This is a genomic window from Roseateles sp., assembly GCF_965262435.1.
GTDB lineage: Bacteria > Pseudomonadota > Gammaproteobacteria > Burkholderiales > Burkholderiaceae_C > Paucibacter_A.
On sequence record NZ_OZ253537.1, the window covers coordinates 812,648 to 831,825 of the forward strand.

A 19,178-nucleotide genomic window follows, 5' to 3' on the forward strand; every position below is an offset into this window, starting at 1 on the left:
CCTCCATACGGGCCACATGCTAGCCGCCTGCCTGCCGCGTTCAGCGGGCTTTAGCGCTGGTAGCGCAGCAAATGCCCGCTGTACTTCTCAGCGGCAAGTGCCAGCGAGCGCAGCGGCTGGTCGTCGAGCTCGAAGCCCAGGCCGGCCATGCGCTTGCTGAAGGCCGGGCGGTTGCCGCGGTTGGGGTCGATGATCAGCACCTCGCAATGCGTCTGGGCGTGGCGTTCGATGAAGCCGGCCAGGGCGCCGCCCTCGTCGCGCTCATAGAGGATGTCGCTGCCCATGATGAGGTCGAAGCGCCCTTGCACGCGCGGCCGCCGGCGCGCCGGACCGGTCTGGCTCAGGGCCTGGGCGAGGGCTTCCTCGTCCCAGCTCTGGCCCGACCAGTCGCCGTGGCAGTAGCGCATGGGCGGCAGCTCGTTGAGGCGCAGGTTCTCGAGCAAAAAACTGGCCGCCAGCGGGTGGCAGTCGCTGGCCGTGACCAGGGCGCCGCGCCGGTGGCTGACCAGGCTGGCCAGGCCCAGACCGCAGCCGATCTCCAGGATGCTTTCACCTTCCAGCAAGGGCCGCAGTGCCATGGCCTCGGCCAGGCGCAGACCCGAGGGCCAGAGCAGGCCGAACAGCGGCCAGGCGGCCGAGGAAATGCCCAGGGCTTCGGCCTCGCCGCCGGGGTCATTGAACTGCTGGCGGTCCAGCAAGGAGCGGATCAGCAGGTCCGCAGCACCGGCGATGGCGATCGACTCCTGCTTGTAGGCCAGGGGCGGTTCGTCGTGGGTGACTCTGGAGTTGGGCATGGGTACAGCTTTCGTGTTTCCCACATCCAACCGGGATGTTCGGTACCTACTTTGGGTGAACGGGTGAACAAGTGAGCGGCGCTGCGCGCCTGGTGAACCAATCACCCTCACCCCTTCACCTGTTCACCCCTTCACCTGTTCACTCGTTCACGACTCACGACTCACGACTCACCGCCGCCCGCCCCGCGTCTGCCACAACGGCTTCTTGCCCTTCAAGTGGCGCTCGATGCCGTCGTTCAGGCGGCTGCGCAGGTCCACCACCTCGGCAACTTGGCCATAGACGCCAGGGAAGCGCAGGTCCAGCCAGAGCCACAAGGTGCAGCTGCGCAAGGCCTGCTCCATGCGATCGAGCCGGCTGTGTTCGTCCACATCCTGCAGGAACCAGGGCGAGCCAGCCTTGCCATTGAGGGCGTGGCGGTGGGCCCAGTCCAGGTATTCCTGCACCTGGGCATCGGTGCGGCTGTCCACTGGCGCTTGCGCGTAGATGAAGCGCTGCTTCATGGTCAGGGCGCCGGCCGCCTGGTCGAGCTGACCGGCCAGATCCAGCATCTGCTCCAGCTCGGCCACCGCGAAATGGGCGTCGTCCAGGCGCAGCTGTTCCATGAAGACATTGAGCACCTCGCGCAGGCGCTTCAGGCCCAGGCGGCTGGCGATGGTGTTGACATGCCACCAGTTCGGCGCCACCGCGGCCTTGAAGTCGCGCGGCGCACGCGGGCTCTTGGGCAGCAGCTCCTTCAGCACCTTGGCCGCCTGCGGCTCGGCTTCGCGCAGCACGCCGCAGAAGCCTTCGTCGTGCATGCCATAACGCCCAGCCCGGCCGGCAATCTGGTGCACCTCGGAGACGGTCAAGGCGCGGTCACCCTGGCCGTCGAACTTGCTCATGGTGCTGAACAGCACGCGCCGAATCGGCAGGTTCAGGCCCATGCCGATGGCGTCGGTGGCGACCAGGATGTGGGCGGCGCCGACGGCAAAGCGCTCGGCCTCGCGCCGCCGCACCTCGGGCGGCAAGGCGCCGTAGATGACCGAGACCGGGTGGCCGGCCTGGGCGATCTGGTCGCGCAGCATCAGCACCTCGCGGCGGCTGAAGGCCACGACCGCATCGCCCTTTTTGAGCGAGGCGATCGGCAGCGGCGCGGGCAGCAGCTGCACCTCCTGCTTGCGCTCGAAATGCTTGACCGTGCAGCGCTCGCCGCATAGACCCAGCAGGTTTTCGATCGCCGGCACGGCATAGGCCGAGCAGATGATGATCACCTCATTGGCTGGCACCGCGACGATGGCCTGGGTCCAGGCCCAGCCGCGGTAGAGGTCGAAGAGCATCTGCGCCTCGTCGATCACCGCCACGTCAATGGGCTTGTTGGTGTTGACCATCTCGATGGTGCTGGAGACCACGCGGGCGTTGTCGGCCGGCACGTTCTCCTCGCCCGTCAGCAGCGAGCAGGGAACGCCGCGGCCGACCAGGCGGTCGCGCCCTTCCAGGGCCAGCAGGCGCAAGGGGGCGAGGTAGCAACCTTCATGTGCTTGCGCCAGGCGCTCGAAGGCGGCGTAGGTCTTGCCGCTGTTGGGCGGGCCCACGTAAAGCGTGACTGTGCGCTGCAGGCGGCGCGCGGCATCGAAGGTGTCGGGGTAGCCTTGAAAGGCCAGCTCGCTGTTCAGGCCGGCCAAGGTGTTCAATTCGGCGACCCGGTTTTCCCAGCGGTCCTGGGCGCGCGTGCAGCCGGCTTTGAGCAGCTCGAAGGTCTGGGGCGTTGCGCATTCGGCCTGCAGGCGCGGCAGCAGGGACTCTAGATGCTCGGGGTGGCCGGCCTCGCTGCGCGCCAGCAGCTGGGCCAGATGGGCTTGCAGCTCGGCCGCATGCACATACGGTGGCTGCTGACCCAGGGCGGCCTTGAGGGCGTGCAGGTCGCCGTCACGGTAGAAAGCCCAGACCGGCGCATCGTCATCGAGCGGCACACGGAAGGCGAGCGGAATCAGCCAGCCCGGCTGGGCCAGCTTGAGGTTGAGGCGGCAGAGCCGGCTCCAGCCCAGGCCTTCGCGGCTCAGGCCCAGGCCGTCGAGCAGCACTTGGCGCTGTTGCATCAACGCGCGCACGGCCGGCGCCGTGCCCACCACATCGAGGTGGGCCAGGGCCGTGGCCATCAGCTGCGGCGCGATCCAGCGGCTCGGCCGGGCACCGGCCACGGCTTTTTGCAAAAGCACCAGGCCGGCGCGGTCCAGCGCGTCTTCGCTGGCGCCGCCCTCGGCACCGGCCACGCCGAAATCTGCCGGCGTCAACACCTGGGGCAGCTGGTAAGCGGCCTGGCGTATGCGTAGCAGTTGCTCGGGGCCTATGCCGGCCGGCAGGCGGCTGGCATGGCGCGGGTTGGGCAGGTTCAGCGGCGTGGGCTTGCCGGCGCCCGGGGGCACAGCAGCCGCGGGGGAACTTGACGTGGACGTAGAAGAGGAGGGGGTGGCGGTCGTGGCCGCGTCTTTAGAAATATCACTCACCCCGGGAGTTGACCACATGTTCAAGCCGGGCACGAAGCCAGACAATGCGCGCGAACTCAGCCCCAAGCCGGAACCCGCGATGGCCACAACCGCTTCGTCCTACATGCTTTTGATCGTCGAACCCACCGGCCAGCGCCAAGAGCGCGGCCGCGAGGGAGGCGAGCAAGCCTATGCCCGCATGCTGGCCTTCACTGCGGACTTGCAAGCCCGCGGTCTGCTGGAAGCGAGCAATTCCCTGGCCTCGACGCGCCAGGCCGTGCGCCTCCAGGTGCGCGAGGGTCAGACCCAGCTGGTCGATGGCCCCTTTGCCGAGGCCAAGGAAATGATCGGCGGTTTCTTCCTGCTCAAGAACTGCAGCCGCGAACAGGCGCTGGAGATGGCCGCCCTCTGCCCGGCCGCCGAGTGGGCGACGGTGGAGCTGCGCCAGGTCGGGCCTTGCTTTGAGGATGCCGAGCCGCTTTGATGACCGGGTATTTACCCTGATTCTCTACATCAGCGGTCGAGAAGCGCTGCCTAGCTTCGTCGTGTGTGGGTGGGCCGCAAGCGGCGGCTCTGCTTCCATTGGCTCAGGAGACTCTCATGCGATTCATGATCATCGTGCGCGCCACCGCCAGCAGCGAGGCCGGCATCATGCCGTCGGCCGTCGACCCGCTGATGGCGGACATGGCCCGCTATCACGAAGAACTGGCCAAGGCCGGCGTGCTGCTGGACGGCAACGGCCTCAAGCCCAGCCGCGAGGGCTGGCGCCAGCGCTACCGGGATGGCCAGGCGCAGCTCATTGACGGCCCCTTTGCCGAAACCAAGGAGTTGATCGCCGGCTATACCTTGATCCAGGTGCGCTCCCGCGCCGAGGCCATGGAATGGGCGCGTCGTTTCCCTGCGCCCTTTGGCAGGCAAGGCGACGGTGGCGAGATCGAAGTGCGCCAGCTCTACGAGCTCGACGACTTCACGCCCGGCCCGGCCCTCGATCAGATGAAGGCGCTCGAGGCCGAGCAGGCCAGCCAGAACGCTGGAGCCGCATGATGTGGGCGAGCCTGTTCAAAGCCGTTGGCGGCCTCTTGCTGCTGGTGCTGCTGGTCTTGCTGATCCAGGCGGCGCGTCAACCCGATCAGTTCCGTGTCGAGCGCAAGCTCCAGATTCAGGCCTCGCCCGAGGCCTTGTTCGCCTTGATTCAGGATCTGCGCCAGTTCAACCGCTGGAACCCCTACGAGAAGAAAGACCCGCAGATCCAGGGCCAGTACAGCGCCCAGACGGCCGGCCCCGGTGCTCGCTACGCTTGGCAGAGCAAGGAGGTGGGCGAGGGCAGCATGGAGATCACCGCGCAAGAGGCGCCGCAGCGTGTGCAGATGCGTCTGGATTTCCTCAAGCCTTTCGAGGCCCACAACCTGGCCGAATTCCAGATCGTGGCGCAGCCGGGTGGTGCTTCTGAAGTCAGCTGGTCCTTGAGCGGCCCCTCGCCCTTCATCAGCAAGCTGATGGGCGTGATCTTCAATATGGACCGCATGATCGGGCGCGACTTCGAAGCCGGCCTGCTGAACCTCAAGGCCCTGGCCGAGGCGTCGCCGCCTGCAGCCGCAGCCGCCGCGCAAAAATGACTCTGACCCCAATTCAGGAGGCTTTCACCATGCATCAACAAATCTTCGTCAATTTGCCGGTTCGGGACTTGGCCGCTTCGCGTGCGTTTTTCGAGGCCATGGGCTACCGCTTCAACCCGCAGTTCAGCAATGAGCAGGGCGCCTGTTTGGTCTTGGGCGAGCAGCTGTTCGCCATGCTGCTGACCCATGAGTTCTTCCAGGGCTTCACGGCCAAGCCCATCGTCGACGCGCGCCAGGGCACCGAGCTTTTGCTTTGCCTGTCTTGCAGCAGCCGGGCCGAGGTCGACGCTCTCGTGGCCAAGGCCGTGGCCGCCGGCGGCGCGGCGCCGCGAGCGCCGCAGGACCATGGTTTCATGTATGCCCACGGCTTCGAGGATCTGGACGGCCACATCTGGGAGCTGTGCTTCATGGACGTCAGCGCTTGTGCCGACCCAGGCAGTGATGCCTGAAGGCTGCGCTATGCGCGACACCGTGGCGGCCATCTGGCGCCAGGAGTCGGCGCGCATCGTCGCCCATGTGGCCCGTCTGGTGCGTGATCTGGACCGCGCCGAGGAGCTGGCGCAAGACGCCTTGCTGGCCGCCCTGGAAACATGGCCACGTGATGGCCTGCCGGACAAGCCGGCCGCCTGGCTGATGACCACGGCCAAGCATCGCGCGCTGGATCACCTGCGCCGCGTCGCCATGCAGGCGCGCCAGGAGGAAGCCCTGGCCCAGGATCTGCAAACCTTGCAAGCCGATGTGGAGCCCGATTTTGCGCCCGAGCTGATCCGCAGCCTCGATCAGGCCGCCGATGCCGTCCACATCGATGACGACCTGCTGCGCCTGCTCTTCATCGCCTGCCATCCGGTACTGCCACCGGCAAGCCGGGTGGCCCTGACCCTGCGTCTGCTGGGTGGCCTGAGCACGGCCGAGATCGCCCGCGCCTGCCTGCAGCCCGAGGCCACCGTGTCCCAGCGCATCGTCCGCGCCAAGCGCACGCTGGCGGACAGCGGCCTGCCTTTTGAGCTGCCGCAGGGCGCGGCGCGCCGTGAAGCCCTGGGCTCGGTGCTGGCCGTGGTCTACCTGATGTTCAACGAAGGCCATGCCGCCAGCAGTGGCGAGGACTGGCTGCGCCCGGCCTTGTGCGAAGAGGCGCTGCGCCTGGCTCGGGTGCTGGCCGGCCTGAGCCCGCTTGAGCCCGAGGTGCAGGGTCTGCTGGCCTTGCTCGAGATCCAGTCCTCGCGCCTGGCCGCCCGGGTCGATGCCCAGGGCCGGCCAGTGCTGCTGATGGCCCAGGACCGACGCCGCTGGGATGCCTTGCTGATCCGCCGTGGTCTGGCCGCCTTGTCACGAGCCCAGACTCTGGTGCAGGCCGACCCGGCCGGCCCCGGGCCCTATCAGCTGCAAGCCGCCATTGCCGCCTGCCATGCCCGGGCCGCTACGGCCGAGGCCACCGACTGGCCCGCCATCGTGGCCGCCTACGACGCCTTGGCGGCGCGCTTTCCTTCGCCCGTGGTCAGCCTGAACCGCGCGGTGGCGGTGAGCATGATGAGCGCGGAACAAGGCGGCGGGCCGGCAGTGGCCCTGGCTTTGCTGCAGCCCCTGCGCGAGCAGCCGGCGCTGCGCGACTACCCCTGGCTGGCCAGCGCCGAAGCTGATGTGCTGGCCCGCTTGGGCCGCTGCGGCGAAGCGCGCGAGGCCTTCGAGCGTGCCGCCCGTCTCAGCGGCAATGCCCAGGACCAGGCCTTGCTGAGGGCTCGGGCGGCCGAGCTGCCCGCCGGCTGAGCCGCGCCGCTCAGCGGTCCGCCGTGCGCTCGCCCAACATGCGCTGCATCAGGCTGAAGAAGCGGTCGTAGAAGGCCCCGGCCGGGATGGTTTCGCTGGCCACCTTGACCAAGGATTCGTCGGTCGATGACATGGGCACCGAGATGGACCCCAGGGCGCTGACGCCAATGCTGGTCGAGTTGCTGCTCTTCTTGAGCGAGTAACGGTCTTGCTGGGCGGAGACGAACGCTGTGGTCACCAGGTCCTGGCGGCCGTCGGGCGCACACACGACATTGAAGCTGATCTCCACATGGACCTCGCCGTCCGGCTGGAAATGCTTGCGGCCGGTGACGGAGCTGTTGTTGCTGCTGGCCGGCACGGCATTGGACGGTGTCGGGCTGATCACATAGCCCTGGCTCAGCAGGGCACGGCGGGCTGCCTCGCAGGTGTCTTCGACCGTGCCATCAAACAGGCGCGAGAAGGTTTCGTCGGCCTGGAAACGTTCGTTCTGGTAGACGGTGGTCTTGCTCACCTTCTCGGCCGGCGGCTGGAAGGGCAGTTGCACCGCACAGCCGCCGAGGCAAGCAGCGGCGACGCCCAGGCCGAGCAGGCGGGTCCGGACGCCGAAGCTCCGGGCTTGCCGTGTCATCGGGCTGGGTGGCAACCGGGCTGGCTGCATCATGGCAAAGCGCTCCTTGTTCGTTCCGCGGGTCTCAGACGCCATCGTCTGCGGCCCGCGCATCGGCGGGCTGGGGGCATTATCTCGCCTGTGCGCGTCGAGCCCGGCCTCGGACCGTGCGCTGGCCGCGCGCAAGCGGCGCCTTGGGACCGGCGTTCGAAACGGCCCCTGGCTACACTGCCGACCGGATTGCTCATCACCGAGCGCTTGATTGATGGACAGACGGATGGATTGCCATGACCTCGAACTTCCCTGTACGCCCGCCGCTGCGCACCCTCGTGGCTTGTCTGGTTCTGGCATTCTCGGCTGCGGCCCCGGCCGGTGCGGCTGAGGCGGCTGAGGCGGCCGCGAAGGCGCCGTCTGCGGCCCACCCTCCGGCTGCCGTTGCTCATCAAGCCTTCGAGCGGGAAGTCGATGCCTTTCTGAAGGACTACTGGCGCCTGGTGCCCGAGATGGCCGTGGCCGCCGGCCAGTACGCGGCCGCAGCCCAACTGCCTGCGCCGACCGAGGCCTTGCGCCAGGCGCAGCTGGCCTTTGCCGAACGTTGGTTGAAGCGCCTGCAAGCATTGCCCGCCAAGCTGGCGCTTGACGCCGGCCAGCGCAGCGATCTGGCCCTGCTGGACAACCACCTGCGTGGCCTGCAGTGGAGCTTGAGCGAGCTGCGCAGCGACCAGTGGAACCCCTCCGAGTACAACGTCGCCAATGGCTTCTCCGAGCTGCTCAGCAAGGAGGACTTCGCGCCCCTGCCGAAGCGCCTGGCCCTGGTGGAGCGCCGCCTGCAGCAGGTGCCGGCCTACTACCGCGCCGCCCTGGCCAAGCTCAAGGAACCCAGCCCCATGCATCTGCGTCTGGCCATCCGCCAGAGCGAAGGTGCGCTCGACACCTTCCGCAGCAGCATCCCCGAGGCAGCCGCCAAGGCCAAGCTGGCGCCGGCACGCCAGGCCGCCCTGCTGCGCCATAACGCCGCCGCGCAGCGCAGCCTGGAGCAGTTCATCGCCGAGCTCAAGGCCCTGGATGCACGCCAGACGGCGGCCGGCAGCGGCCGTGATTTCCGCCTCGGCCGCGCGCTGTTCGAGAAGTCGTTTGGCTATGAGATTCAGGCCAGCGTCGATGCCGATGGCCTCTACCAGCGCGCTCTGGCCGAAAAGGCCGCCCTGCACCAGAAGATGGGTGCGCTGGCCCTGGGCCTGTGGCCCCAGCTCTTCCCCGGCGTGGCCGTGCCAACGGAGCGCCTGGACCTGATCGCCCGCGTCATCGACAAGCTCAGCGAGCGCCACGCCACGCCCGAGGGCTTTGTGGACGAGATCAAGGCGCAGATCCCCGCGCTTTCGGCCTGGGTCACCGCACATGACCTGCTGACCCTGGACCCGAGCCGCCCTCTGCTGGTGCGCGAGACCCCGGCGTATATGCGTGGCGTGGCCGGCGCTTCGATCAGCGCGCCCGGCCCGCTGGATCCCAAGGGCATGACGTATTACAACGTCGACCCGCTGGACAAGTACAGCCCGGCCGAGGCCGAGTCCTTTCTGCGCGAGTACAACCACTGGACCCTGCAGGTGCTGAGCATTCACGAAGCCGTGCCGGGCCACTATGTGCAGCTGCTGTACTCGAACAAGTCCAGCTCCAAGGTCAAGAGCCTGTTCGGCAACGGCGCCATGATCGAAGGCTGGGCGGTCTACGCCGAGCGCATGATGATGGAAAGCGGCTGGGGCTCCGTCAACGGCCAGCCCAGCCCCGAGATGGGCCTGATGTACGCAAAGTGGAACCTCCGCGTGGTCTGCAATGCCATCCTGGACTACCAGACCCATGTGCTGGGCCAGGGCGAGGCCGAGGCCATCCAGCTGCTCGAGCGTGAAGCCTTCCAGGCCAAGACCGAGGCCAAGGAAAAGTGGCACCGCTCCCAAGTCAGCGCCGTGCAGCTGAGCAGTTACTTCGCGGGCTTCTCGGAAATACTTGCTTTGCGCGAGCAGCTCAAGGCCGCCCAGGGCCCGGCTTTCAAGCTCAAGGCCTTCCATGAGAACTTCCTCAGCTACGGCAGCGCGCCGGTCAAGGTGGTCAGTGAGGCGATGTTGAAGGCGGCCAAGGCGGCGAAGCCGTGAGTCGTGGCGGGCTGGGCTTTGTCAGCCTGGCTCGCCAATGGCTTGTGAAGGCTTCTTTCCGGGCTCGCACACGAGTGATGGATGGACTCGTCTGAACTGCTGGCGTCAGGCGATGCCTGTATGGGGTCAGGCTTGCAAACCTGAATCCCCTTGAAATTTAAGGTCTGACCCCGTTGGGCTGGGCGTCGGAGCACTGAGTGCGGAGGGTACCAACATGGGCCATCAAAATCGCGAAGTGATGGCCCATGTTGGCGTCCGCGTTGAACCGACAGTTAGACCTCATTCGCGCTCCTGCTCTTTGTCTGCAACGGCCTTGGGGATGACCCACCAAGACCCGCGCTTTGGTGGGACAAGCCTCTCGATTGCCACACTTTCAAGCTCATCGACTGGGATAGATGCCACTTCCGGTGCGTCAGGCGCTTTTGCGAAAGACTTGAGGTGTTCGACCAGCTTACGCTCAGCTTCTGGGGTAAGTGCGGGGCTTGGCGGTTGGTCGCTAGGCATGCGGTGATGCTTTTCCCACATTGCAACCACGAGATTGCTTGCGTCGCCTGGAGGCCTTGGCGCGAGCTTATGGAGACCTTGTTGCCGTTCAGCTTCCGTGGTTGACGATAACTGTTGATTGATAGCGGTCAGTGCGGCTTTGAGGTCTGGCCCCCAAAGAAAGTCTTGCTTCGTTGTAAGGAATGTGGGGGCGCAGCGTTGATGGAGCTTGTCTCCGGAGACAAACAGGTGGCAAAAAGGCAGATAAAAGAGATACGCAATGTCTGCTCTGTTTGATGCGCGCTCTGTGGAGATAAGGTTGGCGGCAAGGGCAATTTGGAAGAAAAGCTCCACTGTCAGCACATGCGCAGCAAATGGGGCATGGGAGGCAAGCGGCGGGAATCCAGCGGAGGACCACGTGTGAAGAATTCGCCCTCTCAGGTGAGCCGGTACGTTTAGAAATGAGAACAACAATCCAACTTGCACTTCCGGTTCTGCGCGCGAATGCACAAGGCCTGCTGCAATGCCATAGGCCTCTTTAATTGATTTGCAAGTCTTTGGCGTGATGCCGAGCTGGCGCATGCCTTGAGCGACCTCAGGCAGATTCAGGCTTGCCAACATGGCGCGCCACGACGATGCTGTATCTCGCTCGACCTCAAAGAACTCGCTTCGTTGCCAACGAGAAAATGATTCGGCCTCGGGAGAGTTTTCGAAGACAACCCCCGGTTTGCCATCTTTGTTTCTGACCGGACGACCTCCAGCAAGAGGGACTTGGCCGAGCTGCGGTGCCGGGTGACCAAGTAGATTCGATATTGCCAAGTGCATGTGATGTACGCATGGTGATGCAGACATGACAGGCGACTTATCGGCAAGTATGCGTACTTCGTCTTGAGGGGTCCTCGTAGATCCTGCCCTTGGCTGCTTTGTCAGATCGGCGAGCGTTTCAACAAAGAAGATTGGGCAAACCACTGGCATGAAAAAGTGATCAAACCACACAGCCTCATCGACAGTGAGCGACTGGAGGAATGATTTGTCAAAAAGCGCAATGGGTCCCATTTCTTTTCTCGATGAGGTGTAACGTCAAGGCTCAGCGGTCGGCGCAGCCGTCCGCGGGAGCGAAAGGTTGGACAGCACGCGGTCAGCAACTTGTTCGACTAGTGCCGCTGGCGTTCCGCGCTATGACAGCCTGACATAAGTTTCGGCAACAGCCTCCAAGTTTCCGTCTGGGCGCGATATTTGAAATACCGTCATCTCTTGGCTTCCGCCCTGTCGCCATTCCTTCTTATTGGCCTTCAACGCTCGTGCCTCCAAGTGGTGCGATATGCATCACTGGCGACCCAACCAGCGAACCCACTGCAAACAAGCGATGTGAAGTCCTCTAACACCGCCATTGGTTCAACGGGAACTTCTTGCCTACCGTCGTAGGCAGCGGCAAGAAACGATCTGAAGGGTTGAAAGTCAAGATCAGTCGCTCTCGCTTTGATGTTGTGTGCCACCTTGTTTCTCAAGCTGTTTAGGTGCTTGATAGCTGCAATGGTTTCTGCTCCGCGGGGGAATACCGACGGCGGGAACAGCGAGCATTTTTGGGAAAACGTTAGCCTTGCAGCCTCCCACTTCAAACGAGTACCGAGCGTCATGAGGAACTCATCGAGGTAATGCTCGATCACCAGATGACAGCTCAGCAAGTAGCCAAGGAACTCAAAATCAACACCCTCGAGCTTTTGAAGCTTCAGGTGATTGCCTTCAATGCCGCCGACGACTGGTGGGAGAGAGCGCATGGGTCTAACTTGGTTGTATGCGGATCGTTGACGAATTCTGCCCAACATTTGAGCAATCGATCCGCGTGCTGGCCACAGATTCTTAGCGCAGCAGAGCTGCCATCCGCCATCGCCTGCATTTCTGGGTCAGCGGCAGGCTCAATCCAATAACAGACAACTCGCTTCACCTCCGCTCCACAGCATCAGATCGATCGCACTAGCGACTGCAGCGCCAACTCAGTGGGCACGTAGAAGAATTTGGGCGCAAGACCAGGGTCAGCCGGTCTGCGGCCTGGATCGAACCCGCCTGTGCCTTGTTCAGCATGGCAAGGCAGAACCCAAGGCGTTGAGGTTCGGCGTTAGAGCCGCCGCATCTCAAAGCTCGCCTCACCATCGGCGTCGATGCCCAGGTAGGTCCAACCCGTAGCCCGATAGAAGGCCTCGGCGCGGGTGCCCGGTGCGGTGCCCAGGTTCAGGCGCTCCAGGCCCTCGCTGAACAGCCAGTCCACCATGACGGCCTGCAACTGGCGGCCGAAGCCGCGGCCTTCGTGTTTGGGGTCCACGAACAAGGCCCAGATATTGCCGGTTTGGCCATTGCCCACGGCAAAGGCGCGCACTTCCCCGGCTTCCTCGACCACCCAGCCGCGGCCGGTGCTCTCGATCGCGGGGATGTAGTGCTCTTCGCGGATCACATCGCTGGTCAATGGGTTCTCGCGCACGGCTCGGCGCACCCGGTGCATGCCAGGGATGTCGCTGCGCAAGGCCTGGCGCAGCAGGCAGGGGGGTGTGCTGTTGTTTTCAGTCATGGGGATCACTTGGTTTCGAAATAGCTGTAGCCGGCGCGGTGGCTGATGCGCGCTACATGGCAAGGTGCCGGCGCATGAGCCCATCCTAGGCGGCGGATTGTGGCGGCACAGGAAGTCATGCGGCACGCCTACACTGGACCGATGAACAGCTGGCTCTTGATCAAGTATCTCGCCACGGCCGCGGTGGTGGTGGCGGTGTCGGAGTTCGCCCGGCGTAATGACAGGCTCGGCGGCCTGATCGCCGCCCTGCCCTTGGTCACCTTGCTGACCCTGATCTGGTTGCAGCTGGAGCAGCAGCCCATGGACAAGATCGCCAACCACGCGCGCTACACCTTCTGGTACGTGCTGCCGACCCTGCCCATGTTTCTGCTCTTCCCGGCCCTGCTGGCGCGCCTGGGTTTTTGGCCGGCCTTGCTGCTCAGCGCCTTGTTTGCCCTGCTGTGCTTTGTGGCGTTCGCCGTGCTGATGCGGCGTTTTGGGGTGGAGCTGCTGTGAGGCGAGCCGCCGCTGCATTAAGCTGGCGCTTCATTTGCACTGACCTGTCGGCTCGCTCATGTTCGGCACTCAAGACCTGACCCTCTTCATCATCTCCGGCCTGCTGCTCAATGTCGCGCCGGGCCCGGATTCCCTGCTCATCATGGCGCGCAGTGCCAGCCAGGGTTGGCGTGCGGGCTCGGCGGCCGCGCTCGGTATCGGCACGGGGACCTTTGTTCATGTGCTGGCGGCGGCCCTGGGCCTGTCGGCCTTGATGGCGGCTTCGAGCTGGGCCTTTGGTCTGGTCAAGCTCCTGGGCGCCGCTTACCTGGTCTATATGGGCCTGGGCTTGCTGCTCAAGCGTGCCGCGCCCGAATCGAGCGATCAAGCGCCGGCGCTACCCACGCCACGGCCTTTGCGCAGCATCTATCTCCAGGGCTTGCTGACCAATGTGCTGAACCCCAAGGTGGCGCTGTTCTTCCTGGCTTTTGTGCCTCAGTTCATCGCGCCCGATGCCGCCAGCAAACCGCTGGCCTTTGTCTTTCTGGGCCTGGTCTTCAATGTCAACGGCATGCTCTGGTGCCATTTTCTGGCCTGGTCCACGGCGCAGGCCAGCCGGCGCATCAGCGCCAGTCGGCGTGTGGTGAGCTGGTTGAACCGGGCCATCGGCGCCTTGTTCCTGGGTTTTGGCCTCAAGCTGGCCCTGACCGAGCGCTGAAACCATGGCCATGGCCCGCTTCAACACTCAACGCCTCTTGTGGGGCGCGGCTCTTGTATTCGGCCTGCTGCTCTATGCCAGCCCCTATCTGGCTCTGCTGCAGATGCGCCAGGCGGCTGGCGTCCGCGATGGTGCGGCCCTGGCCGCCTGGGTTGACTTTCCCAGCCTGCGCGCCAGCGTCAAGCTTGGGGTGCAACAGCGTCTGGTCGGCCCGCGCAGCCCTGGTTCGGCGGAGCCGCCCAGCCCGGCGCGCGCCATGGGCGCGGCCGTGGCCAGTGCCTTGTTGGGCCCCATGGTCGATGCCCTGATCACCCCGGCCAGCCTGGCTCGCTTGCTGCAGGGCGTGCCGCCCGCCAGTGCGGCCCTGCCGCGCCCGCAAGGCAGCGAAGCGGCCGTGCCGCCGCCCCGGGTCGAGACGGCGATGGGTTATGAACACCCGCAGCGTTTTGTCTTCAGCATCCGCCAGGCGGGCGAAGACGAAGAGCCGGTCGAGCTGGTCCTGCATCGCCAGGGCTTGTTCGGCTGGCAGATTGCCGAGTTGCGCCTGCCCTGAGCCCGAGGGCCGAGCTCAAACTTCCATGCGCTCCGGCGCCAGGTATTGCTGGCGGTAGGCCTCAAACGGCAAGGTGTCCGCTTGTTCGATGCGCGCCTGCTCCGCCAGTGAGGCGGCGGCTTGCTCGGCGAAGCGCTGCGCCAGCTCGGCGCTGTAGGGCAGGTCCAGCATCAGGGCGCGGGTGGCCTCGGACTGCTGGCGGACAAAGCCGACGTAGGAGTTGTCAAAGCGCTCGGCCATGGCCGCCAGCACGCGGGCCGACGGGGTGCTGTCGGGCTCGGCCAGGGTCTGGCGGGCGGCGTCCAAGGCGGCGCGGTAGTCCTCGCCTCCATGGGCGGCATCGAGCGCGGCCGCCATGGGCGCGCAGGCTTCCAGCAGCTCCGTGCCCCAGTCCTGCAGCGTGCGGCTGCCACCGTCCGGGGTTTGCAGGCGCAGGCCCGGCTCGCGGCCGCGTGCGGCCACCAGGTGCTGGTTCTGGCCCAGGGCGCGGATCTCTTCGGGGGTGTCCGGCGGGCTGTCGCTGAGCAGGCAGTGCAAGAGGAAGACGTCCAGGAAGCGCACGGTCTGGGCGGCGATGCCCACCGGCACAAAGGGGTCGAGGTCCATGCAGCGCACTTCTACATACTCGACGCCGCGCTCGCGCAGCGCATGCAGGGGGCGCTCGCCCGAGCGGATCACGCGCTTGGGCCGGATGGTGCCGTAGAACTCGTTCTCGATCTGCAGCAGGCTGGTGCTGAGCTGGTTGTAGTCGCCGCCGGGGTTCTGCACGCCGATGGCCTCATAGGCCGGATACGGCCGCGTCAGCGCTTCTTGCAATGAATCGGCATAGCTTTCCAGGCAGTTGTAGCTGACCGCCAGCGAGGCCTGGGCATCGCTCTGGTAGCCCAGGCGGCCCATGCGCAGCGAGGTGCCATGCGGCATGTAGAGCGTGCCGCCATTGAGCGACTGCAGCTCATGCTGGCGCCCCTGCACAAAGCTGGAGCACAGGGCCGGCGAGGCGCCGAAGAGGTACAGCAGCAAAAAGGAGTGGCGACGGAAATTGCGGATCAGGGCGAAGTACTGCTCGCTGCTGACGCCGGGCAGGGACCAGTTGTAGTGGATGCCCGAGATCGTCTGCATGCGCCGGCCGTAGCGCTGGCCCAGTCCCATGCGGTAGACGCTCTTGCTGCGGCCGACATTGGAGTGGCCGTAGCGGCCCAGGGGGATGGTCTCGTCGGTGGGCAGGCCGCAGGGCATGGAGCCGACCCAGAGCCGTTCTTCCTCGCTGCTTTGGCCGCAACAGCTCATTTCGTGCAGGGTCTGGTAGACAGCCTGGTGCACCTCGGTCAATTCCAGCAGGCAGCTGTCCACGCCGGCGTGCACGCCGGTGATCAGCTCGACCTGGGATTCGCTGAAGTCGGTGGTGATGTGGGGGTGGGTCAGGGCTGAGCCCAGGGCCGCCGGGTGGGGCGTGAGTGCCAACTGACCGCCCGGGCGCGCGCGCAGGCTTTCTTTCTCGATGCCCCGGCGTATGCCCAGCAAGTCCGCCCGAGTCAAATGCTCCAGGCGCTTGTTTGCTTCGCTCATTTTGTATGTCCCCAATCACCCTCTGTGCAGTCGCGCACAGTAACAGAGCGCCGTGAATTCTGCCCGCGCCGGGCTCAAGCCGAACTTGTGTTAAGGCCGTAAGTTGGCCCGCCCACATCGGGTTTTCCCGCTCCCCCACAGGCAGGGCTGCCGCTGCGCTGGGCTCTGCGCTACGCTGCGCCCTCGCATGAAAGCACGCAACGCCGACGCCGCCATCCGCTGGCTGCCCCTGACCGTCATCCTCGCCCTGGCTTTGCAGGTCGCGGTGCTCTGGTTCGACCGGCTCAGCGATGCCGAAACGTCCTGGCTGCCCGGCTTGGCCGAGGCCAGCCTGGTGGTCAATCTCTTGCTGGCGGCCCTGGCCACCTTGGCCCTGCGGCGCGCGCGTGAGCGAATTCGGGCCGCCAATCGCAGCCTGGAGGAGGCCATCGATGCCTTGCCGGCCAGCGTCGAAATCTTTGATCAGGACGACCGCCTGGTCGCCTACAACAAGCAGCTGGCCGCCAACTACCCGCATATGGTTCAGGCCTTCCAGCGCGGGGACAGCTTCGAAGCGCTGGTGCGCCGCTCGGTGCGCGAAGGCGCGATCCCGGCCGCCGTGGGCCGCGAGGAAGCCTGGCTGGCCGAGCGCTTCGCCGACCGTGCGCGTGGCCAGGAAGCGCTGCTGCAACGCCTCAGCGACGGCCGCTGGCTGCGCATCTTCGAGCGCCGCACGCCCTCGGGCGGTACGGTCGGTGTGCGTCTTGATGTCAGCGACCTGATCCTGGAGCAACAGCGCCTGGCCGCCAGCCAAGCCCACCTCAAGGCTTTTGTGCAGGCGGCGCCGAACGGCGTGCTGACCCTGGACACCGAAGGCCATGTGCTGGAGCTCAACCCGGCCGCCGAACGCTTGTTCGGCTTCCGCGCCGCCGAGCTGCGTGGCAGCCACATCGACCTGCTCTTCGGCATCTGCATGGGCGAGAGCCCGGCCGAGCTGCTGGGCGAATCACGTGAGCTGAGCACGCGCCGCCGCGACGGGCAAGAACTGACCCTGCAGCTCAATATGGCCGAGGTGCGCACCGACACCACCCACCGTTTTGTCTGCATCATCACCGACCTGACCGAGCGCAAACGCCAGGAAGTCGCGCTGCAGCTGGCCAATGCCCAGCTGGCGCGCCAGTCCACCACCGACGGCCTGACCGGTGTCGGCAACCGCCGCCATTTCGACCACCTGCTGCAGCAGGAATGGCTGAACAGCGCCAGTGAAGGCCGCAGCCTGGCCTGCTTGATGGTCGACATCGACCACTTCAAGCAATACAACGACCACTACGGCCATATCGCCGGCGACGAGACCTTGCGCCGCGTGGCCGAGCTCTTGCACACCTGCGTGGGCCGCGGCGGCGGCACGGTCTGCCGCTTTGGCGGCGAAGAGTTTGTGCTGCTGCTGCCCGACACCGATGTGGCCGAAGCCCAGACCCTGGCCCAGCGCTGCTTGGACAGCCTGCGCTTGGCTGCCATCGAGCACGCCGCCTCGCCCCTGCGGCGCAGCCTGAGCCTGAGCATTGGCGTGGCGGCCTGCGTGGCTGAGGCCCATGCCAGCCCCTTGCGCCTGGTCGAGCAGGCCGATGCCGCGCTCTACGCCGCCAAGCAGAACGGCCGTGCCCGTCTGGTCAGCGCGCCTTTGAATCGGGCCGCTTGAACGGGGCGGCCTGAGCCCCAAGCCTGCTGCTCACCCGCCCGTTCGCTACCATTGGGCTCTCCCGCCCTCTGGATCATCTGGCCATGCCCACCTCTGTCGACGCTTCGGTCTGCGCCTATCTGCGCAGCCACATCCGCACCGTGCCCGATTGGCCCAGCGCCGGCGTGCAGTTCCGCGACATCACGCCTCTGCTGTCTAACCCGCGTGTGTTCCGGGTACTGATCGACCAATTCGTGCACCGTTATTTCGATCGTAAGCCTGATGCCATCGCCGGGCTTGATGCGCGCGGCTTCATCATCGGTTCGGTGCTGGCCTATGAGCTGAACATCGGCTTCATCCCCATCCGCAAGAAAGGCAAGCTGCCCTTCACCACGGTGGAAGAAACCTATGAGCTGGAATACGGCAGCGCCACGGTCGAGATGCACACCGACGCGGTGCGCCGGGGCGAGCGCGTGGTGCTGATCGACGACCTGATCGCCACCGGCGGCACCATGGGCGCCGGCGCCAAGCTGCTGCAGCGCCTGGGCGCCGAAGTGGTGGAGTGCGGCGCCATCGTCGACCTGCCGGAGCTGGGCGGTTCGGCCCAGTTGCGGGCGGCGGGGCTGCCTTTGTTTACTTTGGTCGACTTCGCCGGCCACTGAACCGGGCTCAAGCAAGGGACAATCGCGCCATGGCAAAACCCATCCCCCGTCTCAGCGCTGAAGAAATCAAGCGCGTCATCGCCACCGCCTGGACCGACCAACCGCCCTACAGCAAGGTGCTGATGGAGCATGGACTCGGCCAGGGCGAGCTGGTGCAGCTGATGAAGCGCGAGCTGACCTCGACCGCCTACAAGATGTGGGCCGCCCAAGGCAAGAGCGCCAAGGCGCCGACGCGTAAGGCCCAGTGGCCTTACGGCAAGTAAATCAGCAGTCTCAGCCTCGCCCGGCCGGTGCCGGCGGGTCCAGCGGGAACTTGGTGCAGCCCAGCCGGGTCGAGATGTCGCGGCTGGCGGTGGTCAGCATGGCGATGATCTCCGGCGCCTTCTCCTCGTCGTAGCGGAAGGTCGGGAAAGAGATGCTCATGCCCGCGATCGGCTGGTTCAGCCGGTCGAAGATGGGGATGCCCAGGCAGCGGATGTGGTCGTCGAACTCTTCGCGGTCTTCACCGAAGCCCTGGGCACGCACGCGCTCCAGCTCGGCCAGATAGGGGCCGCGTTCGACGATGGTCTTGTCGCGGAAGCGCTTGAACTCGGCGCCGTCGAGGATGCGCTCGCGTCGCTCCGGGTGTTCCCAGGCCAGCAGCACCTTGCCGATGGCAGTGCAGTGCAGGGGCGCGCGGCGGCCGACCTTGGAATACATGCCCAGGGTGTGGCGCGAGTCGATCTTGTGCACATAGATGATCTCGCTGTCGATCAAGGTGCCCAGGTGCACAGTCTCGCCGGTCTTGTCGGCCAGCATTTGCATGTGGTGCTTGGCCAGGTCCACCAGGTCGGGGTATTGCAGCGCCTTGGCGCCCAGCTCGAAGGCTTTCATGCTCAGGCCGTAGCGCTCGCTGTCGGCCTGCTGGCGCACATAGCCCAGGGTCATCATGGTCTGCAGGAAACGGTAGACCGTGGCCTTGGGCATGGCCAGGCGCACCGACAGCTCGGAGATGCCGGTTTCGCTGCGCTCTGACAAGGCTTGCAGGATGGCAAACACCTTGAGCACCGCGGCCACCGATTCGGGCTGCTTGCCGCCGCTGTCGACTGAATCGTCATCCATTGTTTTGTTT

General features: G+C 65.6%; 20 protein-coding genes. 12 read left to right on the forward strand and 8 right to left on the reverse strand.

Annotation, left to right across the window (positions count from 1 at the left end; translation table 11 throughout):
- Nucleotides 1-50 precede the first annotated feature (50 nt).
- Both ACQY39_RS03645 and ACQY39_RS03650 read right to left on the reverse strand, forming a co-directional pair.
- Nucleotides 51-794, reverse strand: coding sequence for a class I SAM-dependent methyltransferase (locus ACQY39_RS03645; RefSeq protein WP_428503528.1), 744 nt, complete (start codon nt 792-794; stop codon nt 51-53).
- 168 nt (nt 795-962) lie between these two features.
- Nucleotides 963-3,197: a helicase-related protein gene (locus ACQY39_RS03650; RefSeq protein ID WP_428503529.1), complete on the reverse strand. Its 2,235-nt coding sequence runs from the start codon at nt 3,195-3,197 to the stop codon at nt 963-965.
- Between the two features lie 160 nt (nt 3,198-3,357).
- On the opposite strand from ACQY39_RS03650, the gene ACQY39_RS03655 reads away from it, so the two are divergent.
- The 5 genes from ACQY39_RS03655 (at nt 3,358) to ACQY39_RS03675 (ending at nt 6,637) form a co-directional block, all read left to right on the forward strand.
- A complete protein-coding gene (locus ACQY39_RS03655) occupies nt 3,358-3,741 on the forward strand; it encodes a YciI family protein (RefSeq protein ID WP_428503530.1) in 384 nt (127 codons plus the stop codon).
- Between the two features lie 116 nt (nt 3,742-3,857).
- The gene (locus tag ACQY39_RS03660; protein ID WP_428503531.1) at nt 3,858-4,301 is read left to right on the forward strand and encodes a YciI family protein; all 444 of its coding nucleotides are present in this window, start codon (nt 3,858-3,860) and stop codon (nt 4,299-4,301) included.
- On the forward strand, nt 4,298-4,873 hold the full coding sequence (locus tag ACQY39_RS03665; protein ID WP_428503532.1) for an SRPBCC family protein: 576 nt from the start codon (nt 4,298-4,300) through the stop codon (nt 4,871-4,873). The genes ACQY39_RS03660 and ACQY39_RS03665 overlap by 4 nt, the downstream gene beginning before the upstream one ends.
- Before the next feature lie 29 nt (nt 4,874-4,902).
- Nucleotides 4,903-5,322, forward strand: a complete 420-nt coding sequence (locus ACQY39_RS03670; RefSeq protein ID WP_428503533.1) for a VOC family protein — start codon at nt 4,903-4,905, stop codon at nt 5,320-5,322.
- A gap of 10 nt (nt 5,323-5,332) precedes the next feature.
- Nucleotides 5,333-6,637 (forward strand): RNA polymerase sigma factor, encoded by a 1,305-nt coding sequence (locus tag ACQY39_RS03675; protein WP_428503534.1) that lies wholly within the window; start codon nt 5,333-5,335, stop codon nt 6,635-6,637.
- Between the two features lie 10 nt (nt 6,638-6,647).
- On the opposite strand, the gene ACQY39_RS03680 is transcribed toward ACQY39_RS03675, so the two are convergent.
- Nucleotides 6,648-7,298: a DUF2242 domain-containing protein gene (locus ACQY39_RS03680; protein WP_428503535.1), complete on the reverse strand. Its 651-nt coding sequence runs from the start codon at nt 7,296-7,298 to the stop codon at nt 6,648-6,650.
- A 233-nt stretch (nt 7,299-7,531) separates the two neighbouring features.
- On the opposite strand from ACQY39_RS03680, the gene ACQY39_RS03685 reads away from it, so the two are divergent.
- The gene (locus ACQY39_RS03685) at nt 7,532-9,391 is read left to right on the forward strand and encodes a DUF885 domain-containing protein (RefSeq protein ID WP_428503536.1); all 1,860 of its coding nucleotides are present in this window, start codon (nt 7,532-7,534) and stop codon (nt 9,389-9,391) included.
- A gap of 279 nt (nt 9,392-9,670) precedes the next feature.
- Here the strand turns inward: ACQY39_RS03685 and ACQY39_RS03690 are convergent, their stop codons facing one another.
- The 3 genes from ACQY39_RS03690 to ACQY39_RS03700 all read right to left on the reverse strand — a co-directional run bounded on the left by ACQY39_RS03690 (nt 9,671) and on the right by ACQY39_RS03700 (nt 12,437).
- Nucleotides 9,671-10,930: a hypothetical protein gene (locus tag ACQY39_RS03690; protein WP_428503537.1), complete on the reverse strand. Its 1,260-nt coding sequence runs from the start codon at nt 10,928-10,930 to the stop codon at nt 9,671-9,673.
- Between the two features lie 236 nt (nt 10,931-11,166).
- Nucleotides 11,167-11,652 carry a hypothetical protein gene (locus ACQY39_RS03695; protein ID WP_428503538.1) on the reverse strand — a complete coding sequence of 162 codons (486 nt, stop codon included), beginning with the start codon at nt 11,650-11,652 and terminating at the stop codon, nt 11,167-11,169.
- 338 nt (nt 11,653-11,990) lie between these two features.
- A complete protein-coding gene (locus tag ACQY39_RS03700; RefSeq protein ID WP_428503539.1) occupies nt 11,991-12,437 on the reverse strand; it encodes a GNAT family N-acetyltransferase in 447 nt (148 codons plus the stop codon).
- A 141-nt stretch (nt 12,438-12,578) separates the two neighbouring features.
- Here ACQY39_RS03700 and ACQY39_RS03705 point away from each other — a divergent pair, with 141 nt between their 5' ends.
- Genes ACQY39_RS03705 through ACQY39_RS03715 form a run of 3 tightly spaced genes read left to right on the forward strand, consistent with a single transcriptional unit; the run spans nt 12,579 to nt 14,182 of the window.
- Nucleotides 12,579-12,932, forward strand: a complete 354-nt coding sequence (locus ACQY39_RS03705) for a DUF3147 family protein (protein ID WP_428503540.1) — start codon at nt 12,579-12,581, stop codon at nt 12,930-12,932.
- A 58-nt stretch (nt 12,933-12,990) separates the two neighbouring features.
- Entirely contained in the window at nt 12,991-13,629 is a 639-nt protein-coding gene (locus ACQY39_RS03710; protein WP_428503541.1) for a LysE family translocator, read from the forward strand.
- A 4-nt stretch (nt 13,630-13,633) separates the two neighbouring features.
- Nucleotides 13,634-14,182, forward strand: coding sequence for a DUF2939 domain-containing protein (locus tag ACQY39_RS03715; RefSeq protein ID WP_428503542.1), 549 nt, complete (start codon nt 13,634-13,636; stop codon nt 14,180-14,182).
- 15 nt (nt 14,183-14,197) lie between these two features.
- On the opposite strand, the gene gshA is transcribed toward ACQY39_RS03715, so the two are convergent.
- Complete coding sequence (gene gshA, locus ACQY39_RS03720) at nt 14,198-15,748, reverse strand: glutamate--cysteine ligase (RefSeq protein ID WP_428503543.1); 1,551 nt, start codon at nt 15,746-15,748, stop codon at nt 14,198-14,200.
- Between the two features lie 187 nt (nt 15,749-15,935).
- Between gshA and ACQY39_RS03725 the strand changes: the two genes are divergently transcribed.
- From ACQY39_RS03725 to ACQY39_RS03735, 3 genes are all read left to right on the forward strand, one after another.
- Nucleotides 15,936-17,426 (forward strand): diguanylate cyclase domain-containing protein, encoded by a 1,491-nt coding sequence (locus tag ACQY39_RS03725; protein ID WP_428503544.1) that lies wholly within the window; start codon nt 15,936-15,938, stop codon nt 17,424-17,426.
- A gap of 83 nt (nt 17,427-17,509) precedes the next feature.
- Nucleotides 17,510-18,067, forward strand: coding sequence for an adenine phosphoribosyltransferase (locus tag ACQY39_RS03730; RefSeq protein WP_428503545.1), 558 nt, complete (start codon nt 17,510-17,512; stop codon nt 18,065-18,067).
- Nucleotides 18,068-18,096: 29 nt separating this feature from the next.
- Nucleotides 18,097-18,330, forward strand: a complete 234-nt coding sequence (locus ACQY39_RS03735; protein WP_263515962.1) for a DUF2805 domain-containing protein — start codon at nt 18,097-18,099, stop codon at nt 18,328-18,330.
- 10 nt (nt 18,331-18,340) lie between these two features.
- On the opposite strand, the gene kdgR is transcribed toward ACQY39_RS03735, so the two are convergent.
- Nucleotides 18,341-19,168 (reverse strand): DNA-binding transcriptional regulator KdgR, encoded by an 828-nt coding sequence (gene kdgR, locus ACQY39_RS03740; RefSeq protein WP_428503546.1) that lies wholly within the window; start codon nt 19,166-19,168, stop codon nt 18,341-18,343.
- Nucleotides 19,169-19,178 lie beyond the last annotated feature (10 nt).

What these genes read in the sequence shown, in the direction of transcription:
- ACQY39_RS03645 (WP_428503528.1), bottom strand. Translation starts at nt 794, where the DNA reads ATGCCCAACTCCAGAGTCACCCACGACGAACCGCCCCTGGCCTACAAG.
- ACQY39_RS03655 (WP_428503530.1), top strand. Translation starts at nt 3,358, where the DNA reads ATGGCCACAACCGCTTCGTCCTACATGCTTTTGATCGTCGAACCCACC.
- ACQY39_RS03660 (WP_428503531.1), top strand. Translation starts at nt 3,858, where the DNA reads ATGCGATTCATGATCATCGTGCGCGCCACCGCCAGCAGCGAGGCCGGC.
- ACQY39_RS03665 (WP_428503532.1), top strand. Translation starts at nt 4,298, where the DNA reads ATGATGTGGGCGAGCCTGTTCAAAGCCGTTGGCGGCCTCTTGCTGCTG.
- ACQY39_RS03670 (WP_428503533.1), top strand. Translation starts at nt 4,903, where the DNA reads ATGCATCAACAAATCTTCGTCAATTTGCCGGTTCGGGACTTGGCCGCT.
- ACQY39_RS03675 (WP_428503534.1), top strand. Translation starts at nt 5,333, where the DNA reads ATGCGCGACACCGTGGCGGCCATCTGGCGCCAGGAGTCGGCGCGCATC.
- ACQY39_RS03680 (WP_428503535.1), bottom strand. Translation starts at nt 7,298, where the DNA reads ATGATGCAGCCAGCCCGGTTGCCACCCAGCCCGATGACACGGCAAGCC.
- ACQY39_RS03685 (WP_428503536.1), top strand. Translation starts at nt 7,532, where the DNA reads ATGACCTCGAACTTCCCTGTACGCCCGCCGCTGCGCACCCTCGTGGCT.
- ACQY39_RS03690 (WP_428503537.1), bottom strand. Translation starts at nt 10,930, where the DNA reads ATGGGACCCATTGCGCTTTTTGACAAATCATTCCTCCAGTCGCTCACT.
- ACQY39_RS03695 (WP_428503538.1), bottom strand. Translation starts at nt 11,652, where the DNA reads ATGCGCTCTCTCCCACCAGTCGTCGGCGGCATTGAAGGCAATCACCTG.
- ACQY39_RS03700 (WP_428503539.1), bottom strand. Translation starts at nt 12,437, where the DNA reads ATGACTGAAAACAACAGCACACCCCCCTGCCTGCTGCGCCAGGCCTTG.
- ACQY39_RS03705 (WP_428503540.1), top strand. Translation starts at nt 12,579, where the DNA reads ATGAACAGCTGGCTCTTGATCAAGTATCTCGCCACGGCCGCGGTGGTG.
- ACQY39_RS03710 (WP_428503541.1), top strand. Translation starts at nt 12,991, where the DNA reads ATGTTCGGCACTCAAGACCTGACCCTCTTCATCATCTCCGGCCTGCTG.
- ACQY39_RS03715 (WP_428503542.1), top strand. Translation starts at nt 13,634, where the DNA reads ATGGCCATGGCCCGCTTCAACACTCAACGCCTCTTGTGGGGCGCGGCT.
- gshA (WP_428503543.1), bottom strand. Translation starts at nt 15,748, where the DNA reads ATGAGCGAAGCAAACAAGCGCCTGGAGCATTTGACTCGGGCGGACTTG.
- ACQY39_RS03725 (WP_428503544.1), top strand. Translation starts at nt 15,936, where the DNA reads ATGAAAGCACGCAACGCCGACGCCGCCATCCGCTGGCTGCCCCTGACC.
- ACQY39_RS03730 (WP_428503545.1), top strand. Translation starts at nt 17,510, where the DNA reads ATGCCCACCTCTGTCGACGCTTCGGTCTGCGCCTATCTGCGCAGCCAC.
- ACQY39_RS03735 (WP_263515962.1), top strand. Translation starts at nt 18,097, where the DNA reads ATGGCAAAACCCATCCCCCGTCTCAGCGCTGAAGAAATCAAGCGCGTC.
- kdgR (WP_428503546.1), bottom strand. Translation starts at nt 19,168, where the DNA reads ATGGATGACGATTCAGTCGACAGCGGCGGCAAGCAGCCCGAATCGGTG.